At 33.2% G+C, this 21,464-nt stretch carries 21 protein-coding genes; 12 read left to right on the top strand and 9 right to left on the bottom strand.

The features are described 5' to 3' along the window. Positions 1–61: 61 nt before the first annotated feature. Positions 62–1,405: a hypothetical protein gene (locus CXF59_RS04425; protein ID WP_101136482.1), complete on the bottom strand. Its 1,344-nt coding sequence runs from the start codon at positions 1,403–1,405 to the stop codon at positions 62–64. Between the two features lie 117 nt (positions 1,406–1,522). Here CXF59_RS04425 and CXF59_RS04420 point away from each other — a divergent pair, with 117 nt between their 5' ends. Further along, positions 1,523–2,587 carry an oxidoreductase gene (locus CXF59_RS04420; protein ID WP_101136481.1) on the top strand — a complete coding sequence of 355 codons (1,065 nt, stop codon included), beginning with the start codon at positions 1,523–1,525 and terminating at the stop codon, positions 2,585–2,587. Between the two features lie 58 nt (positions 2,588–2,645). Here the strand turns inward: CXF59_RS04420 and CXF59_RS04415 are convergent, their stop codons facing one another. The 4 genes from CXF59_RS04415 to CXF59_RS04400 all read right to left on the bottom strand — a co-directional run bounded on the left by CXF59_RS04415 (position 2,646) and on the right by CXF59_RS04400 (position 5,388). Beyond that, on the bottom strand, positions 2,646–3,098 hold the full coding sequence (locus tag CXF59_RS04415) for a sensor of ECF-type sigma factor (RefSeq protein ID WP_101136480.1): 453 nt from the start codon (positions 3,096–3,098) through the stop codon (positions 2,646–2,648). Positions 3,099–3,133: 35 nt separating this feature from the next. Continuing rightward, positions 3,134–3,553 (bottom strand): hypothetical protein, encoded by a 420-nt coding sequence (locus CXF59_RS04410; RefSeq protein WP_101136479.1) that lies wholly within the window; start codon positions 3,551–3,553, stop codon positions 3,134–3,136. 33 nt (positions 3,554–3,586) lie between these two features. Then, positions 3,587–4,129, bottom strand: coding sequence for an RNA polymerase sigma factor (locus CXF59_RS04405; protein WP_101136478.1), 543 nt, complete (start codon positions 4,127–4,129; stop codon positions 3,587–3,589). 65 nt (positions 4,130–4,194) lie between these two features. Further along, on the bottom strand, positions 4,195–5,388 hold the full coding sequence (locus tag CXF59_RS04400; protein WP_101136477.1) for an SRPBCC family protein: 1,194 nt from the start codon (positions 5,386–5,388) through the stop codon (positions 4,195–4,197). A 322-nt stretch (positions 5,389–5,710) separates the two neighbouring features. Here CXF59_RS04400 and CXF59_RS04395 point away from each other — a divergent pair, with 322 nt between their 5' ends. Both CXF59_RS04395 and CXF59_RS04385 read left to right on the top strand, forming a co-directional pair. Further along, a complete protein-coding gene (locus CXF59_RS04395) occupies positions 5,711–7,747 on the top strand; it encodes a dihydrofolate reductase (RefSeq protein ID WP_101136476.1) in 2,037 nt (678 codons plus the stop codon). Between the two features lie 330 nt (positions 7,748–8,077). Then, a complete protein-coding gene (locus tag CXF59_RS04385) occupies positions 8,078–8,464 on the top strand; it encodes a nucleoside triphosphate pyrophosphohydrolase family protein (protein WP_101136474.1) in 387 nt (128 codons plus the stop codon). A gap of 157 nt (positions 8,465–8,621) precedes the next feature. Here CXF59_RS04385 and CXF59_RS04380 read toward each other — a convergent pair whose 3' ends face one another. Further along, positions 8,622–9,689: a branched-chain amino acid aminotransferase gene (locus CXF59_RS04380; RefSeq protein WP_101136473.1), complete on the bottom strand. Its 1,068-nt coding sequence runs from the start codon at positions 9,687–9,689 to the stop codon at positions 8,622–8,624. Between the two features lie 302 nt (positions 9,690–9,991). On the opposite strand from CXF59_RS04380, the gene mnmD reads away from it, so the two are divergent. The 3 genes from mnmD to CXF59_RS04365 all read left to right on the top strand — a co-directional run bounded on the left by mnmD (position 9,992) and on the right by CXF59_RS04365 (position 11,437). Further along, positions 9,992–10,657, top strand: a complete 666-nt coding sequence (mnmD, locus tag CXF59_RS04375; protein WP_101136533.1) for a tRNA (5-methylaminomethyl-2-thiouridine)(34)-methyltransferase MnmD — start codon at positions 9,992–9,994, stop codon at positions 10,655–10,657. Positions 10,658–10,811: 154 nt separating this feature from the next. Further along, on the top strand, positions 10,812–11,009 hold the full coding sequence (locus CXF59_RS04370; RefSeq protein ID WP_101136472.1) for a hypothetical protein: 198 nt from the start codon (positions 10,812–10,814) through the stop codon (positions 11,007–11,009). A gap of 233 nt (positions 11,010–11,242) precedes the next feature. Next, positions 11,243–11,437, top strand: coding sequence for a hypothetical protein (locus CXF59_RS04365; RefSeq protein ID WP_101136531.1), 195 nt, complete (start codon positions 11,243–11,245; stop codon positions 11,435–11,437). Positions 11,438–11,474: 37 nt separating this feature from the next. Here the strand turns inward: CXF59_RS04365 and CXF59_RS04360 are convergent, their stop codons facing one another. Further along, positions 11,475–12,416, bottom strand: a complete 942-nt coding sequence (locus tag CXF59_RS04360; RefSeq protein WP_101136471.1) for a LysR substrate-binding domain-containing protein — start codon at positions 12,414–12,416, stop codon at positions 11,475–11,477. Positions 12,417–12,509: 93 nt separating this feature from the next. Between CXF59_RS04360 and CXF59_RS04355 the strand changes: the two genes are divergently transcribed. From CXF59_RS04355 to can, 4 genes are all read left to right on the top strand, one after another. Beyond that, a complete protein-coding gene (locus CXF59_RS04355) occupies positions 12,510–12,983 on the top strand; it encodes a Dps family protein (RefSeq protein ID WP_101136470.1) in 474 nt (157 codons plus the stop codon). Positions 12,984–13,148: 165 nt separating this feature from the next. Continuing rightward, a complete protein-coding gene (locus tag CXF59_RS04350; RefSeq protein ID WP_101136469.1) occupies positions 13,149–13,433 on the top strand; it encodes a hypothetical protein in 285 nt (94 codons plus the stop codon). An 83-nt stretch (positions 13,434–13,516) separates the two neighbouring features. After that, positions 13,517–15,160 carry a SulP family inorganic anion transporter gene (locus tag CXF59_RS04345; protein ID WP_101136529.1) on the top strand — a complete coding sequence of 548 codons (1,644 nt, stop codon included), beginning with the start codon at positions 13,517–13,519 and terminating at the stop codon, positions 15,158–15,160. A gap of 103 nt (positions 15,161–15,263) precedes the next feature. Further along, on the top strand, positions 15,264–15,899 hold the full coding sequence (can, locus tag CXF59_RS04340) for a carbonate dehydratase (RefSeq protein ID WP_101136468.1): 636 nt from the start codon (positions 15,264–15,266) through the stop codon (positions 15,897–15,899). A 28-nt stretch (positions 15,900–15,927) separates the two neighbouring features. On the opposite strand, the gene CXF59_RS04335 is transcribed toward can, so the two are convergent. Further along, positions 15,928–17,127, bottom strand: coding sequence for an LETM1-related biofilm-associated protein (locus CXF59_RS04335; protein WP_101136467.1), 1,200 nt, complete (start codon positions 17,125–17,127; stop codon positions 15,928–15,930). 105 nt (positions 17,128–17,232) lie between these two features. Beyond that, on the bottom strand, positions 17,233–17,760 hold the full coding sequence (locus tag CXF59_RS04330; RefSeq protein ID WP_101136466.1) for a superoxide dismutase family protein: 528 nt from the start codon (positions 17,758–17,760) through the stop codon (positions 17,233–17,235). Positions 17,761–18,579: 819 nt separating this feature from the next. Between CXF59_RS04330 and CXF59_RS04325 the strand changes: the two genes are divergently transcribed. Together CXF59_RS04325 and CXF59_RS04320 are read left to right on the top strand one after the other, a co-directional pair. After that, positions 18,580–20,205 carry a BCCT family transporter gene (locus CXF59_RS04325; RefSeq protein WP_101136465.1) on the top strand — a complete coding sequence of 542 codons (1,626 nt, stop codon included), beginning with the start codon at positions 18,580–18,582 and terminating at the stop codon, positions 20,203–20,205. Between the two features lie 2 nt (positions 20,206–20,207). Then, complete coding sequence (locus tag CXF59_RS04320; RefSeq protein ID WP_101136464.1) at positions 20,208–21,065, top strand: universal stress protein; 858 nt, start codon at positions 20,208–20,210, stop codon at positions 21,063–21,065. The last annotated feature ends 399 nt before the right edge of the window (positions 21,066–21,464 follow it).

The raw sequence follows: 21,464 nt of genomic DNA, 5'->3' as shown, positions 1-21,464 counted from the left end.
AAAGGGCATAAAAAAAACACGGTCAATTGACCGTGTTTAAAACCATTTTATTTAATTGTTTTTAAGATCTTCTATTGTTTCCTCTGGAAGAATTGTCTCTACCTGATTCGGTTCGCTGTGCATCACTCTTTTGAGAATTTCCTCTTTTATTTTGAGTTCTTTGTGGAGCACTTTCTCTAGAAGAGTTAACTCTGTCTTGAGAGTTGCTTCTTTGCGTTTGAGTTCTTTGTGGTGCACTTCCTCTAGAAGAGCTAGCTCTGTCTTGAGAGTTGTTTCTTTGCGTTTGAGTTCTTTGTGGAGCAGATTCTCTAGGAGAATTATCTCTGTTCTGAGAATTGTCTCTTTGCGTTTCAGTTCTTTGTTGGGCATTTTCTCTTGAAGGGTTTGATATGTTTTGTGCATAGTCTCTTTGTGGTCTGTTACTTCCCGGAGCTGTCTCTCGTGAAGGATTACTTCTGTTTTGAGCATTGGCTCTTTGATTTCCTTCTCGTTGAGAAGTATTTTCTCTGGAAGGAGTACTTCTGTTTTGAGCATAGCCTCTTTGGTTACTTTCTCTTGATGATTGGTTTCTATTTTGAGAAATATCTCTTTGATTTCCTCCTCTTTGCGCTTTATCTACTCTAGATGATCGGTTTCTGTTTTGATAATAACCAATTTCATTTCGATTCCCTCTTCTTTGCTCTAATTCATAACGATTTGAAACATTAGTGTTTCTTCTCGAAAAATTATTGTTGGGATATTGTCTTTCATAGCCATTTGAACGTCTTGAATTGTAAAGTATAACTGCTTGATTGCTTCTTCTATAATTGACATAATTATAGTTGTTGTTTATATTCAAGCTAATTTGGATATTATTCCTGTACCTATATACGGGGAATGGATTCCAAGCATAATAGTATGATGGGTAATAATCCCAATACCAGTTTGAAACATACGGTCTGTAATTATAAGACCAAAAAGAAGCGTAAATTATTGGTGTATTATAATATACGGGTTCGTAAATGTAATTTTGACCATACATATATTCATTACCCACAACTTGTACATGAACCTTATTGTATCTGTCCTTTTCTATTTCGATTGTTGCAACATCTTGGTAAACATCGCGATCAAGTACAGATTGTATTATCACGACATGGGTTCTGTTATCTACAGTCTCTATAACCCGTAAGTAATCTACTTCGTTATCGTTGTTTAAATCTAAATTTGATATTTGTAGTTCAGGATCATTTAGTTGTCTTTCAAATTCCTGAAGATTTCTTGAATCTCCAAAAATATCAGCAACGGCTCTCAAGTCTAAATTATCGCTAATTTCATTGTTCATGGCGCTAACCCTGTTTCTATCTTGCGCTTGCACTATAAAAACTGAGGTCATCAGGCTTAATAATAATAGTTTAGTTTTCATAGTATGTGTATTTACGTTTAACAATAATTCAATATCCAATTACTGTGCCAAGTAATTTTAAGAGCGTTTGGTATTACTATATTAAATTGTAAATTAGCTTCTAATAAAAGAGTTAAAATGAGAAATATTTTTTTAATTGCACTGGGAGTTGTTTTTTTTAATAGTTGTAAAACAGCTTCTTATACTAATTCAAGTAGTGATAAAACTATTTTCAAAACAGTGAGTATAGACACGCTATTTAAAGATAATATTAGTATCAGAGCCATTACCGTTGATGGAAATAAAATTTGGTATGCAGGGAATAATTCAAGATTTGGTTTTTATGATTTGAAAAAAAACAAAAAATTTGAAAGCAAAATCATTAAGGATACCCTACAGTTGGAATTTAGAAGTATTGCACAAACAACAACAAATGTTTTTCTATTGAGCGTGGCTAATCCGGCTTTGCTTTATAAGGTTTCCAAGGAGGATTTAAAAATAACCTTAGAGTATGAGGAAAATAATGAAAAGGTTTTTTACGACAGCATGAAATTTTGGAATAAAAACGAAGGAATAGCGATGGGTGACCCCATAACAGATTGCCTTTCGATTATCATAACTAGGGACGGAGGGAATTCATGGAACAAAATCCCGTCGGGTAAACTGCCGGAAATTATGGATGGTGAAGCTGCTTTTGCTGCAAGCAATACTAATATAGTGATAAAGGGAAATAAAACCTGGATTGTTTCAGGAGGTAAGAAAGCTAGAGTCTTCTATTCGGCGGATAAGGGGAATACTTGGGAAGTATATGATACTCCCATTGTACAAGGAAAAGCAATGGCCGGTATCTTCACCGCCGATTTTTATGATGCTAAAAATGGATTTATCGCAGGGGGTGATTATGAAGCGCTGAATCAAAATTTCGGAAACAAAGCTAGAACTGAAGATGGAGGTAAAACTTGGGAACTCATGGCGGAAAATCAAGGTTTTGGATATGCTTCTTGTGTGCAATATGTTCCGAACAGTAACGGAAAATCATTAGTTAGCGTTGGTGCATCCGGACTTTATTACTCCTATGACAGTGGGAATTCTTGGAAACAACTGGCTACTGATTCGAGCCTGTTTACAATTCGGTTTATAGACAATCATACTGCAATTGCTGCAGGTAAAAATAAAATGATTCGGATTAACTTCCTAAAATAAAACCCTATTCCATACTCTGAGGAGTGGAATAAGGTAGTAGTTTCATTGCGGTACCGTATTATTTTCTTGAATCTCTATATTGATGCAATAACTTTCTATTAAAACCTTCTTCAGATTTTCTAAGTTTTATAATCTTTACGGCGGGTAGTACTTCTTTCAGATTTTTAGTAAATTTCTTTCGTAATAAAAACAGCTCTTCATCTGCGACTTCCATTCGTGTAAGTAATACATTTGCTTCTTTTTCACTCATGTCATCTAAGGCACTATTATTCATGCGATTTTTAAATGCTCTCATTTTTTGCTGTCTTATCTCAAATTGCTTATTATCAAAAGTATTATAGATTGGCCAAAATTTCTCGGCTTGGCGTGTCGTCAAGTCTAATTCAGTAGTCAAAAAAGCCACTTTTAGGGCTTTAATTTGCTCTCTTTTATCTTTGATTCCACGCTCTTGTGCGTAAAAACTAAAGGAAGTCAATAATAAAAGTAATGGGATGATTTTTTTGATGTTCATTTTTTCTAATTTTTTTTCATACTTTTTTAGAAGAATTATTCAACGATAAGGTTCTCTAAATTAGCATTACCCGCTAATAGATCTTCAATAGTTATGTCTTGCAAAGCAACCGTTGTCTTGATATTATCAATTTCATCAGGTCCTAAATCATAAATCAGATCAAATTGATTTATATTGGATTGGTAACTCAAATAATTTTCCAAAGTTGTTGTATCTATTTCATTACTATTTGCAGTAGCGGTACTAGTATAAAATACAGGAATAAGCAATGCTAAAATCAAAACTGCAGCAACTAACATGAAAACCTTTTTATTTTTTTGAAAAAGAGAAATTACCTTTGGTTGTTTTTCAGGTAACTGATGCATCAGCTTTTCTGAAAAATTTTCAAAGTAATACTCTGGAGTTTTAAATCCAGATTCAATTTTAGGCTCGTTTTCTAATTTAAATGCTTTCATAACAAGTATAGGACTTAATTTTTGGTAAAAGGTTTAATTTGTGGTCACAAATGCTTCTATTTTTTTTACGGCATGATGGTAGGATGCTTTCAATGCACCTACTGATGTACCTAATATTTCTGATATTTGTTCGTATTTCAGCTCTTCAAAATATTTCATTTTAAAAACTAATTGTTGTTTTTCCGGAAGGGTAACAATCGCTTTTTGTAATTTTATTTGGATTTCATTTCCATCAAAATAGCTATCCGATTTAAGATTATCAATAGTTTTATTTTGTAATGTTTCAGAGGAGATTCCTCCTTTTTTAGCTTTTTGGTTTAAAAAGGTAAGAGCTTCATTTGTAGCAATACGATACATCCAAGAAAACAGTTTGCTTTCTCCTTTGAAATTTTTTAAATTTTGAAAGACTTTAATAAATGTATTTTGCAAGACATCATCTGTGTCATCATGATTCAAAATGATATTCCGAATGTGATTGTACAAAGGTTTTTGATAGGCCAACAAGAGTTTTTGGAACGCCTCATTTTGCGTTTTGGGGTTCAGTAACTGTTGTATAAGTTCCTCTTCTTCCTGCAAAGCAATATTTTATAGAGTTAAATTGGAATTTATTAAATAGGTTTAATCGCAAACTAAAAAAAAATCTAGAACTCTGATGGTTCTTCTTCCGCAGTTTTATGTGTTGGTAATTTTTTTGTTTCAGTGACTTTTACGACTGGTTTCTTAATTTTTGCCGGCTCAATTGCACTTGTAGCTGTAGCATCCGTTGTGGTAACAGGTATTTTGGCAGGTGCCGGAATAGCGGCTTTCACAGGTAGGATTTTAGATAGTACCGGAATGTAAATTTCAGTAACCCATTTAGATGGGTTCTTTATTTCAGTTTTGTCGGTCGAATAAATCTCGATATGTGAAGTTAGTGGATCTGGGGTTAATTGGTTTTTGTTAAGGAATTCTAGCGTCTTTTCGTATCCCTTTTTGATATGAGAATAGTCTCCCGTTACAGTTGTTTTTACCCCTTCCGATGCTTCCAGTTTTCCAGATACGATATCACTTCCTGGGCTGATAAATATTTCTTTTTTTATGGGAACACTAATTGAAATTTTTGCTAAACCTTTTACTAAATCATAGGTATGATAAATTACAAATGGTTTTCCACTTATAGAAATATCATTTTTCTCGCAAAAAGCCACGATAGTTGGAATAACTATTTTAGTGTTTTTGTTAACTTTTGATAATTCGCTTGTAAAGGTTTGGGCTAAATAAAAAATTTGTGGTTTTTTCACCAGTCCGTTTACTTTTGCCGAAAAGGTGTTAATTTCATAGTCAAGTGCCTTATCTAAATTCGCCAAGCTTTTTTCATATATTTTACCAATAACTTCGTTAACTCCACCATTTAAGGCAGTGTAGACTTTAAAAAGAAAACTCATCTTTCCTTCTGACTGCCATGTGACTTTAGTCCCGCCTATGGTATCTTTAAAACTCCAGGAAACGGAGGAAGATGTTCCGTTGTAATTCATTTTTTGAGCAATACTGTCATTTTCTTTAACAAAAAGGGTACGTACTTCACCCGTACCCTCTTTTCCTTCCCAGGAATAGTACGCGCCTTTACCAACAGTTACTTCCGGATACAGTACTTTGATTTCTGGATCTTCAGTAGTCCACGAACCAAAGTCGGCCCAGTTTCTGTAATCGTTTACGTAGCTAAACACGGCTGATTTTGGTGAATTGATAATTTTGCTTCTTTCGATAGTGAAATTGCCTTTTTGAGTGGCAATAAAAATGGACAAAGCAACTATGCTTAGCAATAGTAAAAGAAAAATATATTTTAAAATGCGCATGATCAATTGATTTTTTTCAGTGGTAAAGTTAATTTTTTTATTAATATAGAAGACGAAGCATAAAAGAATTTTGGAAAAACTGCTTTATTCGCTAAGCATAATTTATCTGAAATTACTTCTTAATTCTAATACTACTATCATCTCTGAATGAATCTAAATGTAATCCTACGGCTAATAAATGGACTAACGAAAATAGTTGCTAAAATAAGCTTGGTTCTCGTTTCGTGTTCGAAGCATTTTAAGTATTGTTTTTTATGATTTATTCAGAGAATATGTATATTTGACGAACTATAATTTATTAAACTTCTAAAAATTAATAATAATGAAATTATTTAAAATGGCCGGGATTTTTATGACTCTGGTAGTTTCTGTTTTCTGTAATGCACAAGCAGTAGAGTCAACAGTAGTAAAAACGGCACAGAATGAGCCTTTCGATTATCTTGTGGAACAATTTGCCGACATTAAAGTGTTGCGATATCAAATTCCGGGATGGGGGGACCTTACAATAAAGGAGCAGAAATTAGTTTATTACCTTACGCAGGCTGGAACTTCAGGTCGTGACATCATGTGGGATCAAAATTATAAGTACAACCTGAAGATCAGAGCTGCATTAGAGCATATTTATCAAAATTATAATGGCGATAAAACGACTGCAGATTGGAAAAATTTTGAAATATATCTAAAAAGAGTTTGGTTTTCAAATGGAATTCATCACCATTACTCAAGTGATAAAATCAAACCGGATTTTGCAAAGGATTATTTTGATATTTTGATGAAAGCGACCAAAACTGAATTAGCGCCTGCTATTGTTGCCGTTATTTTTAATGATGCAGATTCCAAAAAAGTTAACCTAGACGAATCGAAAGGGCTACTGGAAGGCTCGGCCATTAATTTTTATGATAAAGAAATCTCATTAAAAGAAGCAGAAGATTTTTATACTAAAAAAGTGAATCCAGACCCTACTAAGCCTTACTCTTATGGATTAAATTCAAAATTAGTCCGTAACTCAAAAGGACAGTTGGAAGAAAAAGTTTGGAAGTCTAATGGGATGTACGGTGATGCAATTGAAAAAATTATTTTTTGGTTAAAAAAAGCAAAAAGTGTAGCCGAAAATAAAAAACAAGGGAAAGCTTTAGGACTGTTGATCAAATACTACAAAACGGGAAGTTTAAAAACTTGGGACGATTATAATATTGCTTGGTTATCTGCTACCGAGGGAAACATTGATTATATCAATGGATTCATTGAAGTGTATAATGATCCTTTAGGATATAGGGGTTCTTATGAAGGGATTGTACAAATCAAGGATTTCGATATGTCCAAAAAAATGGAAAAGGTTTCTAAAAACGCGCAATGGTTTGAAGACAATTCTCCGTTAATGGAACAACATAAAAAGAAAAATGTGGTTGGTGTTTCCTATAAAACAGTAATCGTTGCAGGAGAATCCGGAGATGCATCACCAAGTACGCCCATTGGAGTGAATCTTCCTAATGCGGACTGGATTCGTGCGGAACATGGTTCTAAATCAGTTTCTTTAGGAAATATCATCGATGCGTATTCTAAAGCTGGCGGAAAAGGAAAGTTAGGGGAATTTGCAAATGACAAAGAGGAAATTGCTTTGGCTGAAAAATATGGAGAAATTGGAGATAAATTGCATACCGCCTTACACGAAGTAGTAGGGCATGCTTCAGGACAAATCAACTCCGGTGTAGGAACTCCTAGAGAAACATTGAAAAGTTATGCTTCAACTTTGGAAGAGGGAAGAGCTGACTTAGTTGGATTGTTTTATTTGTACGATTCTAAAATTCAAGAGTTAGGTTTAGTTGACGATTGGAAAAAAACTGGAAGAGAGTCTTATGACAGTTACATTAGAAATGGCTTAATGACTCAATTAGTTCGTTTAGAATTAGGGGCAGATATTGAAGAGTCTCATATGAGAAACCGTCAATGGGTTAGTGCTTGGGCATTTGAAAAAGGAAAGAAAGATAATGTAATCGAAAAAATCAGCCGCGATGGAAAAACGTATTTTAATATTACCAATTACGAGAAGTTGCATGCTTTGTTCGGACAGTTGTTACGTGAAGTACAACGTATAAAATCTGAAGGCGATTATAATGCAGGTAAGTCCTTGGTTGAAAATTACGGTGTTAAAGTGGATCAAAAGCTTCATGCGGAAGTATTGGAACGGAATAAAAAGTTTCCTTCTGCCCCTTATAGCGGTTTTGTAAACCCGATGTTGGTTCCTAATATAGATTCAAAAGGAAAGATTATATCAATCAATGTAGAACAACCAAAAACTTTTGCCGAACAAATGTTGGAATATTCAAAAAACTTTAGCTTTTTACCGCTAGAAAATTAGAATTGAATAAATAAAAAATGCCTGCTGTGAAGCGGGCATTTTTTGTTTTAAAAAGTAAAATTAACGTTTAAAAAACACTTTTATTACAAATAGAATCACAATAAAAAGTAGAAAACCCAGTAATATCTTGTAATTACCTTTGTAAAATTCTTTGTGAATTTTGATGTCTTTCCGGTAGGAAATAATAATTGCAATAACAAAAGCAACAAAAAAACAGCCTGCAAATATTAATTGTCTTTGACTAAACATAGTTTTAATTATTTTGAGCAAATTTAATCAATTGTTTAGGATTAGTTGCTAATTTGCGGTCTCATTTAATCAAATAAAATTATGCAAAAGCAAATCGATTCAGTTAAAGAATTTCATACCGCATTTAAAATTGGGCATAGTGAAAGTCCTATTGCCAATTTAGGAGACAGCAAGAACACACTACGGTATCATTTGATGAAAGAAGAAAATGAAGAATACCTGGAGGCTGTTCAAAATAATGATTTAATTGAAATAGCCGATGCCTTAGGCGATATGATGTATATCCTTTGCGGGACTATTATTGAACACGGATTGCAACATAAAATAGAAGCGGTTTTTGATGAAATTCAACGCAGCAATATGAGTAAATTAGACGAGTCAGGCAATCCTATATATCGTGAAGACGGAAAAGTAATGAAGGGACCTAATTATTTTAAACCCGATTTTTCTAAAATATTGGGCGAATAACAAAGTTCAGTTTTGCATTTTAATAGCAGTTGATTTTGCGTTTTAGATAAATATTGTTTTGATACGCCGAAAAAAGAGAATATAAAAAAAGCGATTCCCAATTTGGGAATCGCTTTTTTATTTAAAGTTGCACCCGCTAACGAAGCGGAACTAAAAGCTATACTTTTACGGTCCAGCCAAATGTATCTTCAGCCAGTTTGTGTTGTATGTTCGTTAATTTATCTTTTAGTTGATCAGCATATGAATTTTCAATTTTCGGTAATTCATAATAAATCTCTTGATAAGAGAAACCAATAATCGGATTAACTACGGCTGCAGTACCTGCACCGAATATTTCTTTTAGCGAACCATTTTTAGATGCTTCAACAAGTTCTGAAACTAGAACAGGACGCACTTCAACACTAATACCTTCTTTTTTAGCCATATCAATAAGACTCTTTCTAGTAATACCATCCAGGATTCTCTCACTTACAGGAGCTGTGAATAAAGTGTCATTTATTCTGAAAAAAACATTCATTGTACCTGCTTCTTCCAGTTTTGTGTGTGTTGCATCATCAGTCCATATTACCTGTTGAAAACCTGCTTCATTTGCTAAGCTGGTCGGGTAAAATTGCGCAGCATAATTACCTGCAGCTTTTGCAGCTCCAATTCCGCCATTTGCCGCTCTACTAAAATGCTCTGCGATCAAGACTTTTACTTCTCCAGAATAATATGATTTTGCAGGAGACAAAATAATCATAAATTTGTAATCGTCAGATGGGTTTGCAATAACTCCTTTACCGGTCGCGATCATAAATGGTCTGATGTACAATGTATTCCCTTTTCCTTTTTTTATCCAAGCTTCATCTAACTTTAATAATTCGTTTAGACCATCCATAAAAACAGCTTCAGGAACTTCTGGCATTGCCATTCTTACCGCTGATTTATTGAATCGTTCGTAGTTTTCATCAGGTCTAAAAAGCCAAACATCATCACTTTCATCTTTATAAGCTTTCATTCCTTCAAAAATAGCTTGTCCATAATGAAAAACTCTAGCCGAAGGGTCCAGTAAAAATGGTGCATAGGGTTTGATGACCGGCTTTTGCCATTCTCCATCTTTAAAATCACATTCAAGTAAATAATCGGTGAATACCGAACCAAAGCTTAAGTTTTCAAAATCTACTTCATTAATTTTAGAAGTCTCTGCTTTTATGATTTCAATTTTGTTACTGTGAGTTGTACTCATAATATTCTGTTGTTTTTTTTAAAGTTGGAAATACTGTTCGCAATTGCATAAAAAATTGTTGTTATGCATATAAAATTTTAATCCATGTAAAATTAAATAAAAATCACCGAAACTCTTGTCAAAATGACATTAATTATAGCTTTTAATTGTGATTAATTTGCAGGTGTTAAAATCAATAAAAACTTTGCTTTTTCTATGAAATGAATAATACTTAGGGGTATGTGGAGTAACTATAGTAGTTTTTATTAAATTTGGCGAAGCACAAAAAGTATGAATTTAATAATACCCTCAAAAATATTATTTTGAAAAGAGAAATTATACAGACACTTGACGGTTCGACTACCATACAAATTAAGGAATGGGATGAGTGCTATCATTCTAAACATGGCGCGATACAAGAAGCGCAACATGTTTTTATAAAAAACGGATTGTCTTTATTTCAAAACAAACAAATTTCAATCTTGGAAATTGGTTTCGGTACCGGGCTGAATGCCTTTATTACTTTTTTGGAAGGAAAAAAAATGAATCAATTAATCGATTATGTAGGGGTGGAAGCCTATCCTATATCTTCGGAAGAATTGGTTTCCATGAATTATGTTGAAGAATTGAACGCTATCGATTACAAAGATGTTTTCGAAAAAATGCACCAATGCAATTGGGGTGAAAAGGAGGTTTTTGAGAATGATTTTTCATTAACCAAAAGGAAACAGCTGTTTGAGAAAATTGATGATTTGGATAGGTTCGATCTTATTTATTTTGATGCTTTCGGCTACCGTGTACAGCCAGAGTTATGGAGTACCGCCATATTCAAAAAAATGTTTGATGCACTTAAAAACAATGGGGTGCTAGTAACTTATGCTGCACGTGGTGTAGTGAAAAGGAGTATGATTGAAGTAGGTTTTAAAGTCGAGAAACTGGAAGGACCACCGGGAAAAAGAGAGATGTTTCGTGCAAGAAAAACCTTGTAAATTAGCATTGATTTTTATTTTTATTTGTAAAAATAGTTAGTCGAAATAAAGTAATAATGAAAATTACACGTTAAATTTACAATTAATAATTATAAAAAATGTATTTTTACTATATGTTAAAAACAATAATTTAACCATAAATTCTTAATTTATTATGTCTAAAATCATGTTTGATTACACAAAATCAATACTAGAAAGAGTGAGTTTCGACCCGGTACTTTTTTGCAAAGAGTTGGAAAAAGCCATTAAAACATTGCTACCGTATGAAATGGAACAATTGCGAGAATGGCTATTTAATTTTATAATCGAAAAACCAGAATTACAACAGTGTTTACTAATAGTAGAGCCATAGATATAAAAAAGGAACCCGTAAAGGTTCCTTTTTTTTTACTTTAGAACTTATGAGTTTTACTATAATTACTATTGTTTTGATAATTAGTGCTGTAGGATTTTTAATGAATTATGTAGAAAAAGATGTATTTAAGCGATGTTTACTGCATTTAATCTGGTTTTAATGTAAAATCAATGTCATTAATCAATATATTAGCGATATGTTTTATTAAGATGAATTTAAATCCTATTGTTATGTCCAGAATGATTTATGATTACACAAAAGAGGTACTTGAAAGAGTGAGTTTTAACACCGAGCTTTTTATCAAAGAGCTTAAAAAAGCAATTAGAAATTTATTACCATACGAAATTGACCATTTAAGGAAATGGCTTTTATCCTTTACGAATGAAAAACCAGAATTAAAAGGGTGTTTAGCTGTCATTGCGTAAAGAATAAAAAAAGTAGATTATATAATTTCCCTTTTTTTTATTTGCTTTTGAGCGGGCTCACAATCTGTACATTTTGAAAAACAATAGCCCCTTTTATCACTCCGGCGATAGTGGTGCGTAATGCATCAATTATATGCATTTTCAATTCGCTTTTAGGAAAAATTAAGCTTACTTCTCGCGCTGGTTTAGGTTCTGCAAAATGACGTAGTTTTGTTTTGTCGGCTTCTTTTAAATCCAAGGTGTGCAAAAAAGGAAGGAGGGTTGTACCTAATCCTTCATCGGCCAGTTTTATTAAAGTTTCAAAACTTCCGCTTTCTATTTGAAAATGGCTGAATCCACTTTTTGGATTATTTTTACATAAATTTAATACTCCATCTCTAAAGCAATGCCCATCTTGCAGTAAAAGGATTTCGTCCAGATTTAAATCTGAGATTGTGATTTCTTCTTTTTTAAATTGCTGATGGCTTTCAGGAATGTAGGCTACAAAAGGTTCAAAGTACAAAACTACTTCCTTGATTTTTTCTTCCATCAAGGGAGTAGCTGCAATTGCGGCATCCAGATGGCCGTTATTGAGTTTTGTGATAATCTCCTCTGTATTTAACTCTTCAATTATTAGTTTAACTTTTGGATATTTTTTTATGAAATTATTTAAAAACATGGGAAGTAGTGTAGGCATGACGGTCGGAATTATACCTAACCTGAATTCACCGCCTACAAAGCCTTTTTGTTGTTCGACGATGTCTTGGATTCGCCCCGCTTCGTTGACAATGTTTTTGGCTTGATTCACAATCTTTTGCCCAATGTCAGTCAATTGAATCGGTTTTTTAGATCGGTCAAAAATTAAGATGCTTAATTCCTCTTCAATTTTTTGAATTTGCATACTTAACGTCGGTTGCGTTACAAAACATTTTTCTGCGGCCAGTGTGAAATTTTTATGTTCAGCAACAGCTAGGACGTATCTTAATTGAGTAATTGTCATTAAATAGTATTTTACGATACAAATATAAAAACAATCAATTTAATTTATAGTGTATTTCGTTCTTTTCTTGCTACGTTTGTTAAAATTAAAAACATGAAAACAAATATTTTAGGTCTACCAGTAAAAGGAACAGAAGAAATAGTAAATGAACTAAATTCATTATTATCTAATTATCAAGTTTATTATCAGAACTTAAGAGGGATTCATTGGAATATCCGAGGAAAACGTTTTTTTGATTTGCATGTAAAATTTGAAGAACTTTACAACGATTCACAACTTAAGGTTGATATGATAGCTGAACGTGTTTTAACGTTGGGCGGTACCCCGTTGCATACGTTTGAGGATTATATCAAGCACAATAATATTGTAGTTGGTAAAAATATTTCAAATGATGAAAAAGCGGTTCATTTGATTGTACATTCATTATCTCATCTGCTAGTGCTAGAAAGAGAAATTTTAAATAAATCGGCAGCGATTAATGACGAAGGGTCGAATGCCATGATGAGTGACTTCATTTCAGAGCAAGAGAAAACGATCTGGATGATGCAGGCTTGGTTAGAAGAATAACGGGACTCCACTTTCTTTTAGAATATCAAAAAAACCAAAATAGTAATCAATTACTATTTTGGTTTTTTTTGTTAATGTTAAATTTTTACAAAATTCTTTTTCAACACTAGCTAATTAGTTAGTTAAATTATACTTTTACATTAATTAAATTTATAGGTAGCATTAATGAAATTTATAGCTCGCATATTTTTATTCTTATTTATAGCCTTTCTATCAACGCCAGCCATAGTGACGATGATAGAGAAGACATGCGATACTTCCGTTTTCTTTAGTTTATCTGAAGAGGAACAGATTCAAAAAGAGGTTAAAAATTTTGCGTACCATACTGATATAGAATTTGGTTTCTTATTAGGAAAGTACAATAAGTCAAGTCTTATCCTTTCTGAAAATCTATCTAAACACGATAAGATTTCGACCTCTATATTTTCCCCTCCGCCGAATTTGGCTTAATACCTCCGATTATCTTTTAAAAAAAAATTACTGTCGCGTTTATAGATGTTGGTGACGGTTTATGCATGAATTATTTTAGTATTATGACAAAAAAAATTAATCTTTTTGCCAACCTTAAATCAGATTTTGCGTCTGGTTTAGTGGTTTTTTTGGTGGCTCTCCCGTTATGTTTAGGAATTGCATTGGCGTCTGGTGCACCATTGATGTCAGGAATTATTTCAGGAGTTATTGGAGGAATCGTAGTTGGTTTCTTGAGTAAGTCTCATGTTAGTGTTTCAGGACCGGCAGCTGGCTTAACCGCTATTATTTTAACTGCTATTACCGATTTGGGTGCTTTTGACATCTTTTTAACAGCCGTTTTTATCTCAGGACTTATTCAACTAGCTTTAGGTTTTATTAAAGCAGGTAGTATTTCAAATTATTTCCCAACAAATGTAATTGAAGGAATGCTTGCCGGTATCGGTATTATTATTATTCTAAAACAAATCCCTCATGCTTTTGGTTATGATGCTGATTTTGAAGGGGATCAGTCTTTTATTCAAAGTAATGGAAGCAATTCGTTTTCTTCATTATTCGAAATTTTTAACCATATTCAATTAGGGGCACTAGTGATCACAGTAGTGTCACTAGTCATACTGATTGCTTGGGACAAAGTTCCTTTTTTAAAGAAATTAAAATTAATTCCTGGTGCATTGATAGCGGTGATTTCGGGAATTGTGCTAAACGAAGTTTTTATCATGTCTGGTAGCTCATTGGCAATTTCTAACGCACATTTGGTTACGTTACCGGTACCCACTTCTTTTGATGAGTTAAAAGCGATTGTTATTACTCCTAATTTCTCAGGGTTTTTGAATCCTAAAGTTTGGATTGTAGGACTAACGATTGCGATAGTGGCTTCAATTGAGACACTATTGTGTATTGAAGCTTCCGATAGAATGGATGTACATAAGAGGTATACTGATACCAATGTTGAGCTTAAAGCACAAGGATTTGGTAATCTTTTAAGTTCGCTAATTGGTGGTTTGCCAATGACATCCGTGGTGGTAAGGTCTTCGGCAAATAATAATGCTGGTGCCAAATCAAAGATGTCAGCGATTATTCATGGGGTACTTTTATTAATCAGTGTGCTGGCAGTACCTGTTATTTTAAACAAGATTCCATTAGCAACATTAGCGACAATATTAATTTTAGTGGGATATAAATTAGCTAAACCAGCTACTTTTGTTCATTTCTGGGAAAAAGGAAAATACCAGTTTATTCCTTTTATTGCCACCTTAGTAGCGGTCGTAACAACCGATTTGCTTAAAGGAGTACTTTTAGGTATTTTAATTAGTATTATTTTTATACTTAAAGGGAATTTAAAAAGAGCTTATAGTTTTAAGAAGGAAGAGTATGTTGACGGTGATATCATCCATATTGATTTAGCACAAGAGGTATCTTTTTTGAATAAGGCGGCAATAAAAAGCACCTTAAACGATGTTCCAGAGAATTCTAAAGTAGTAATAAATGCTGAAGACACCGTTTATATAGCTCATGACATCTTAGATTTGATTCGAGAGTTTAAAGAAACTAGAGCAGTTGATGAAAATATTAATGTAAAGCTTAAAGGGTTTAAAAAGGCCTATTATATAGATAATAGTCCAGATACTGCCAATCATGTTTCTTTTGAACACTATTATGATGTTGCCAAAAGGGTAATGGTTAAAAAAGAAGTTTTTAAAGATTAATTAAAAATAGAGTAGGACAGTGTAATTCAAACCGTAAAAATTGTTTTCTTTATAGTAATTTTAAGGTTTGAGACTGATCTGATAATTTATAAAACATAAGAAAATGAGTGATTTTTATAAAAAAATATTAGAAAACAATAAACTGTGGGTTGAGAAAGCATTAGCTATCGATCCAAATTATTTCGCAGATTTAGCCAAAGGGCAGACACCACCATTATTATGGATTGGTTGCTCAGACAGTCGCGTTCCAGCAAATGAAATCATTGGTGCGAAGCCAGGTGAGGTGTTTGTTCACAGAAACATTGCCAATATGGTAGTCCATTCAGATATGAACATGCTAAGTGTATTAGACTATGCAGTTAATGTATTAAAAGTAAAACATGTCATTGTTTGTGGACATTATGGTTGTGGTGGAGTTAAAGCTGCTATGGGTAACCAATCCATAGGTATAATAGATAACTGGATTCGTCATATCAAAGATGTTTACCGTCTGCATAACGCCTATCTAGATTCTATTGAGGATGAAACGGAGCGATTCAATGCTTTTGTAGAAATTAATGCTAAAGAGCAGGTTTATGATTTATCTAAAACATCGATCGTGCAGGCAGCATGGAAAAACGGACAAGATTTAAGTATTCACGGATGGGTTTACGGATTAAACTCAGGTTTTGTTACCGATTTAAAAGTCAATATCAGCTCAAATAAAGAATTGGACCAAGTTTACCAATTAAATCTATAGAAAAAATCGCCTTAGGGCGATTTTTTTTTTAATCTATATCTAAATTTTCGTTGAAAGCTGATGGCAGCAATGTTGGGATAAATTTGATCAAAATCGGTAATAGCAAACTACCGCCAGGAAGTAAGAAGATAGTCAGTGACGGAACGGTTTTACAAATGTCAAGCAACTGTTTCTTTACTTTTTTCTTTTCTTTTTCATCTAAATCTCTCCTTGTTGAGATTGCCAAAAGTATCATTAAGTCTCTACTTTGAACAATTTCTTTGACTAATCTGTTTTTATTTCTTGTTATTAAGGTAATTACACTTTGAGTTGTTTGGTCATAAAAATGTTTAACAGGATTCGAATAATTGAAATAAGGAATTTTACTTTTATGCTTTGTGATAAATGTATCAGTACTTTTAATGCTTTCTGTTACAAACTCATCAGGAACTGCAATCAGTTCTGCTAATTTGTGTAAAAAATAAGCCTCTTCATTTTCAATCTTTCCATCACTCCATAGTGCCATTCCTGCCATATCAATTAGATAATATTTTTCTAATTCAGACTCAAAATAGTCCAGATTAAGTTCTTCTAGGTTTTGAACACTTACTTTTGAGAACTTACTATAACGAACTGAGGCTTCAAATAACTTAATTAATAAATCGTCGTATGTGGATTTATTCGATTTGGTTTTCAAAGCAAGTGAAACAACGCTAATGACCGCTTCCTCAATTTTTTTTAAATATTTCTCTGGAATCGTACCGTAAGTTAAATATTGTCGAAAAGCTAAAACATCAATAAAAAGTAATGCGTTCGTTACGATATGAGAAAAGTTTTTACTGAAGATGTCAATGTTGGTTTGAACTCTATCATCAATTATTTTTTCTAAATTTAAAGAAGGCGGACTATCAGGAAGTATTTTTTTTAACAAATTATATCCTTGAGGAGTCATTTCATTGTAAAAGGCTAAAGCTTTCGACAGGAAATTATCAGGATTGTTGTCACTAGTAGTTAATCCATAAATGGCGTAAAGTGTATTTAGGAGGGCTACCTTTGGTATTTCGTTTTGAACCCAACCTTTCGTTATTATGGGAACGGTTGTTTCAAAAGAGACAATGTGACCATATATGAATCCTGTTTCTCTAATATTAGTGTAAAATAAATCAAGACCGTCGTAAACAATTTGTTCCTTGAGTTTTTGTTTTGTAAAATACTTATGTATCCAACCGGATGCTGAAGGGTTAATCATTGTTTATTTTTAATAGTACAAAGCTATGTTATTTATGGTCTTGTTATTAAGTTAAGATATACATGCAGTTATTTTAAAAACTACATGTATCTCTATATTGTGAATTTACTTGATAATTGCTGAACAGGCTACTCTCGCTCCCGCATTACCGGAAGGTTGGGAAATAAAATCATCAGTTCCTTCATGTACAATCAATCCTTTTCCCAGAATATCTTTTGTTGGATCTCCTGAGCCTATATTCCATTCATCTGTAGTCAAAGTAATGGTTCCGTTACCGTTAGCATCAGCAGTAAAGTTTCCTATGTCTCCTTTGTGGTGTTCACCAAGACCCCATTTTCCATGTTTCTTAAAAGTAGGGTTCCAATGTCCTCCAGCGGAACTTCCATCTGCAGCTGAACAATCTGATTTTTCATGGATGTGAATGGCATGAACTCCCGGTTTTAACCCTGCTAATTTTGCTACGAAAGTTACTTTGCCATTTTTTTCAATAAAAGTTGCTGTACCAGAAACAGTACTGTTGCTTTTTGCTTCAAAAGCAATGGCTAATTTCTTAGAGTCACCGGAGCTGCTACTTGTTTTACAACCAATAACTACAGCAATTAGTAAGGCTGTCGATAATATTATTTTTTTCATGATATTGTATGTTTTATAGATTTCATCTAAAATTACGTAATTTAAGTAGAGTTTAAGTTTTTATTGGGATTAACTTACAAAATAAATAAAGGTATAAAAGGTTGCTTTTGTTCAATAGTAAGTATAGGTTCCATGACTAATTTGGACTCTTATTTATAAGTTAGATCACAAGCAGTTCTCTATTTACGGGACTAATAAGAGGGCTTTTTATAGTTGTGATACTACTTACTAGCTCAAATAGTGTCACAACTCAATTTTAGGGGAATATTGCTAACAGTTTATAATGAGTTTTTTAGTAAAATAAATGAAGATTATTTGTTATTTTATTTTTATATTTGTGTTATTCTCTGTTATTGTTTCTATTCCTTATTTGTGTGTGATGACCTCTCTTTTTTTCACTAAGTTTGCACTCCAATATATTGCTTTTTTAAGACTGTTTTAGTGAACAGGTTGATATTGACTAAAGTTCTTTGCTCATTTACTTATTTTAGTTTTTTAATATTCTTGCTCTGGTATTTAGCCATTGTATTTACTGTGATTTGCTTTTATGCAGAAAACTGCCCCCAGATTTACTGATTTTTAAATGAATGTACTCGAAGATTTAGTCGTTTTCAGAAGTACATATGTATTTATTATCCTATGGATACAATCATTTTTAGTTCAGTGGAAATTTTATAATTAATTTTTTGAAAGGCAATTTTGAAGCTAAATCATAAGTAAGTTTTGATATTAATATTGGATATTGTTTTAGGTTTTATTTATAAATGGAGAGTTATAAACTCTCAGAGAAATTAAATTACATCAAAAAAAAGATGAATTATGGCTAAGAAGATTATAAGAAGCGATGAAAAGAAATCCATTTTTGGATTAGATGTGAATGGACCGGTGTTTTTCACCTCTGCTATCACGATCATCATCATAATAGCGCTGACCCTTATGTTTAAAGAAGGGGCAGAAGAGGTGTTTACCGCAACTCAGAATTTTGTGGCAAATAAAGCGGGTTGGTTTTTTATATTAAGTGTAAATATTTTTCTAATATTTATGATTTATTTGGCCTTCAGTAAGTTTGGTCAGTTAAGAATAGGAGGGCAAAGCGCTAAGCCTGAATTTAAAACTCTTTCTTGGTTCGCAATGTTATTCAGCGCGGGAATGGGAATTGGATTGTTATTTTGGAGTATTTCAGAGCCTATTTACCATTTTCTTAGTCCGCCAATGGCGGAAGGAGGGACCGCTGAAGCAGCTAAGGAAGCTATGAAATTTACTTTCTTACATTGGGGTTTTCATGCTTGGGCAGTGTATGCATTAGTAGGTTTATCTTTGGCATACTTCACGTATTCTCGCGGACTTCCACTTACTATTAGATCTATTTTTTATCCTTTTTTAGGGGATAAAATTTACGGTAGAATTGGAGATGCGATAGATATTTTTGCTGTTCTTGCTACCGTATTTGGTTTAGCTACTTCCTTGGGATTGGGAGTGCAACAAATTGCAGCAGGATTAGAGCACTTATTTGATGTAGATAGTGGTGTGCAAACTCAAGTTATTTTAATTGTTGGAGTTACCGCCATTGCTACTGTTTCAGTTGTTTTAGGAGTAGATAAGGGAGTGAGAGTTTTGAGTGAATGGAACATGAGGGTAGCCGCGCTATTTCTTTTGGTTGTAGTCATATTAGGGCCAACAATATTTATTTTTCAATCCTTCGTACAAAACACTGGAAATTACCTTTCTGGCTTCTTACAAGTTGCAACTTGGACAGAAAGTTATACCGGATCTAATTGGCAAAATGCCTGGACCGTCTTCTATTGGGGATGGTGGATTGCTTGGTCTCCTTTTGTAGGTATGTTTATTGCTCGTATTTCAAAAGGGCGTACTGTCCGCGAGTTTATTTTAGGAGTTTTAATAGTACCTTCTATTGTGACTTTTTTCTGGATTTCAGCTTTTGGAAGTTCAGCGGTACATCAAGTGCTACTTGGTGATGATACTATTGCAAATGCTGTTAATGATAACGTTGCTACAGCTTTGTTTGTTTTCTTAGAAGACTATCCTTTCGCATTTATTCTTAATATAATTGCAATAATATTAATTGCAGGTTTCTTTGTTACTTCTTCAGATTCGGGATCTTTGGTAGTTGATAATTTAACTTCTGGAGGCAAAATAGATGCGCCAGTAGGACAAAGAATATTCTGGGCTCTCGCCGAAGGTGCTGTAGCTGCAGTTCTTTTAATAGGAGGTGGTTTACAGGCGCTTCAGACAGCCACAATAGTAACAGGATTGCCATTTGCCGTTATTTTAATAGTTATGTGCTTTTCGCTTTATAAAGGATTAGATGAAGATTTTAAGAAACTTAAAAAGCGGGAATCCCAAAAAGAACTTGAAAATTATGAGGAAATAGTTTCTGACTTAGTTAAAAAACAAAATAGTAATCAGCAAAACAAAATTAAATAATCATGACTGAAATAAAAAACATCTTGGTCGCTTTAGACCTTTCAGATATTGATAATACCTTAATTGAGTATGCATCATTTATTGCAGATACTCTTAAGGTTAAAAAAGTGTACTTTGTACATAATATCAAAAAATATGAGATCTCGGAATTATTTGAAGAGCAGTTAAAGGATGTTAACCTTGACGAAATAATTGGGGATGAGTTAAATGAAAAGGTAGCAGAGAAATTCAAATCTTCGGTTGAATGGGAGGTTCTTATATCAGAAGATCCTTATTCGGAAGCCTTGATCAATTATATTGTCAATAAATATGAGGTACAACTTGCTTTAATCGGAAATAAAAACAAGATAAAAGGTACTGGAGTTGTTAGCGGTAAATTGCTACGTTTACTTAAATGCAACATCCTGTCTATACCTAAAAGTGCGAAACCAGTTATCAGCAATATTTGGGCTGGCACAGATTTTTCAAGTGCTTCACACAAGGTTTTTGACGTTGCTGAAAATGTGCAAAAAGCCACTGATGCGACGGTAAAAGCAGTACACGTTTACAATGTTCCGATTCAATTCTCTCCATACATTCCAAAAGAGCACCTTGATAAAAAAGTAGAAATTCATTTAAAGGAAAAGTATGAAAAATTTATAAAGAAGATTGGTTATAAGGGTGTGCTGACTACAGAGATTATTGCAGGAAGAGAAAATGGGGTTGCAGAAAAAATGCGTAGTAAAGCTCAAGCTGCTAAAGTAGATCTTATTATTGTAGGAGATAAAGGTAGAAATACGTTCTCTTCTTTACTTGTAGGAAGTGTTACTGAAGAGCTTTTTAATCATGACTTGGAAATACCTTTGTGGATTGTAAAATAGAAATTTAATTTGAAAGTACTCTGTTAGATTTTGAAAAAAAGCAAAGTTAAGTTGGTTTTGGTTATTTATAACAAACAAGTTAATTCGATCAGTACATTCCTTGTTTTATGTTCTAATTTATTTTAAACCGACCTGTAAAGAAATCACTGACATAGGATAGCAAATATAAGCCGCAATCATTTTTAATGGTTGCGGCTTTTTTATTGATTAAATGGGGTTAATAGTAAGAGGTTCATAGCCATCCTTTGAGAGTAGCTTCGTTATGACACGTTCTCTAAGTAGGATATTTTGTATTAAGATAATTGCGAATCATCGCATATTCATTAAAGGAATAGTATCGTCTCGTGTTCTTAGTTCGCGATGGATTAGATGATTTTTTTATATAGCCCAATAACTGAT

Source organism: Flavobacterium sp. ALD4 (genome assembly GCF_002836475.1).
In the GTDB taxonomy this organism is placed as follows: Bacteria; Bacteroidota; Bacteroidia; order Flavobacteriales; family Flavobacteriaceae; genus Flavobacterium.
Note: the sequence above shows the minus strand (reverse complement) of the source record. Positions and strands in the feature narration are given on the sequence as shown.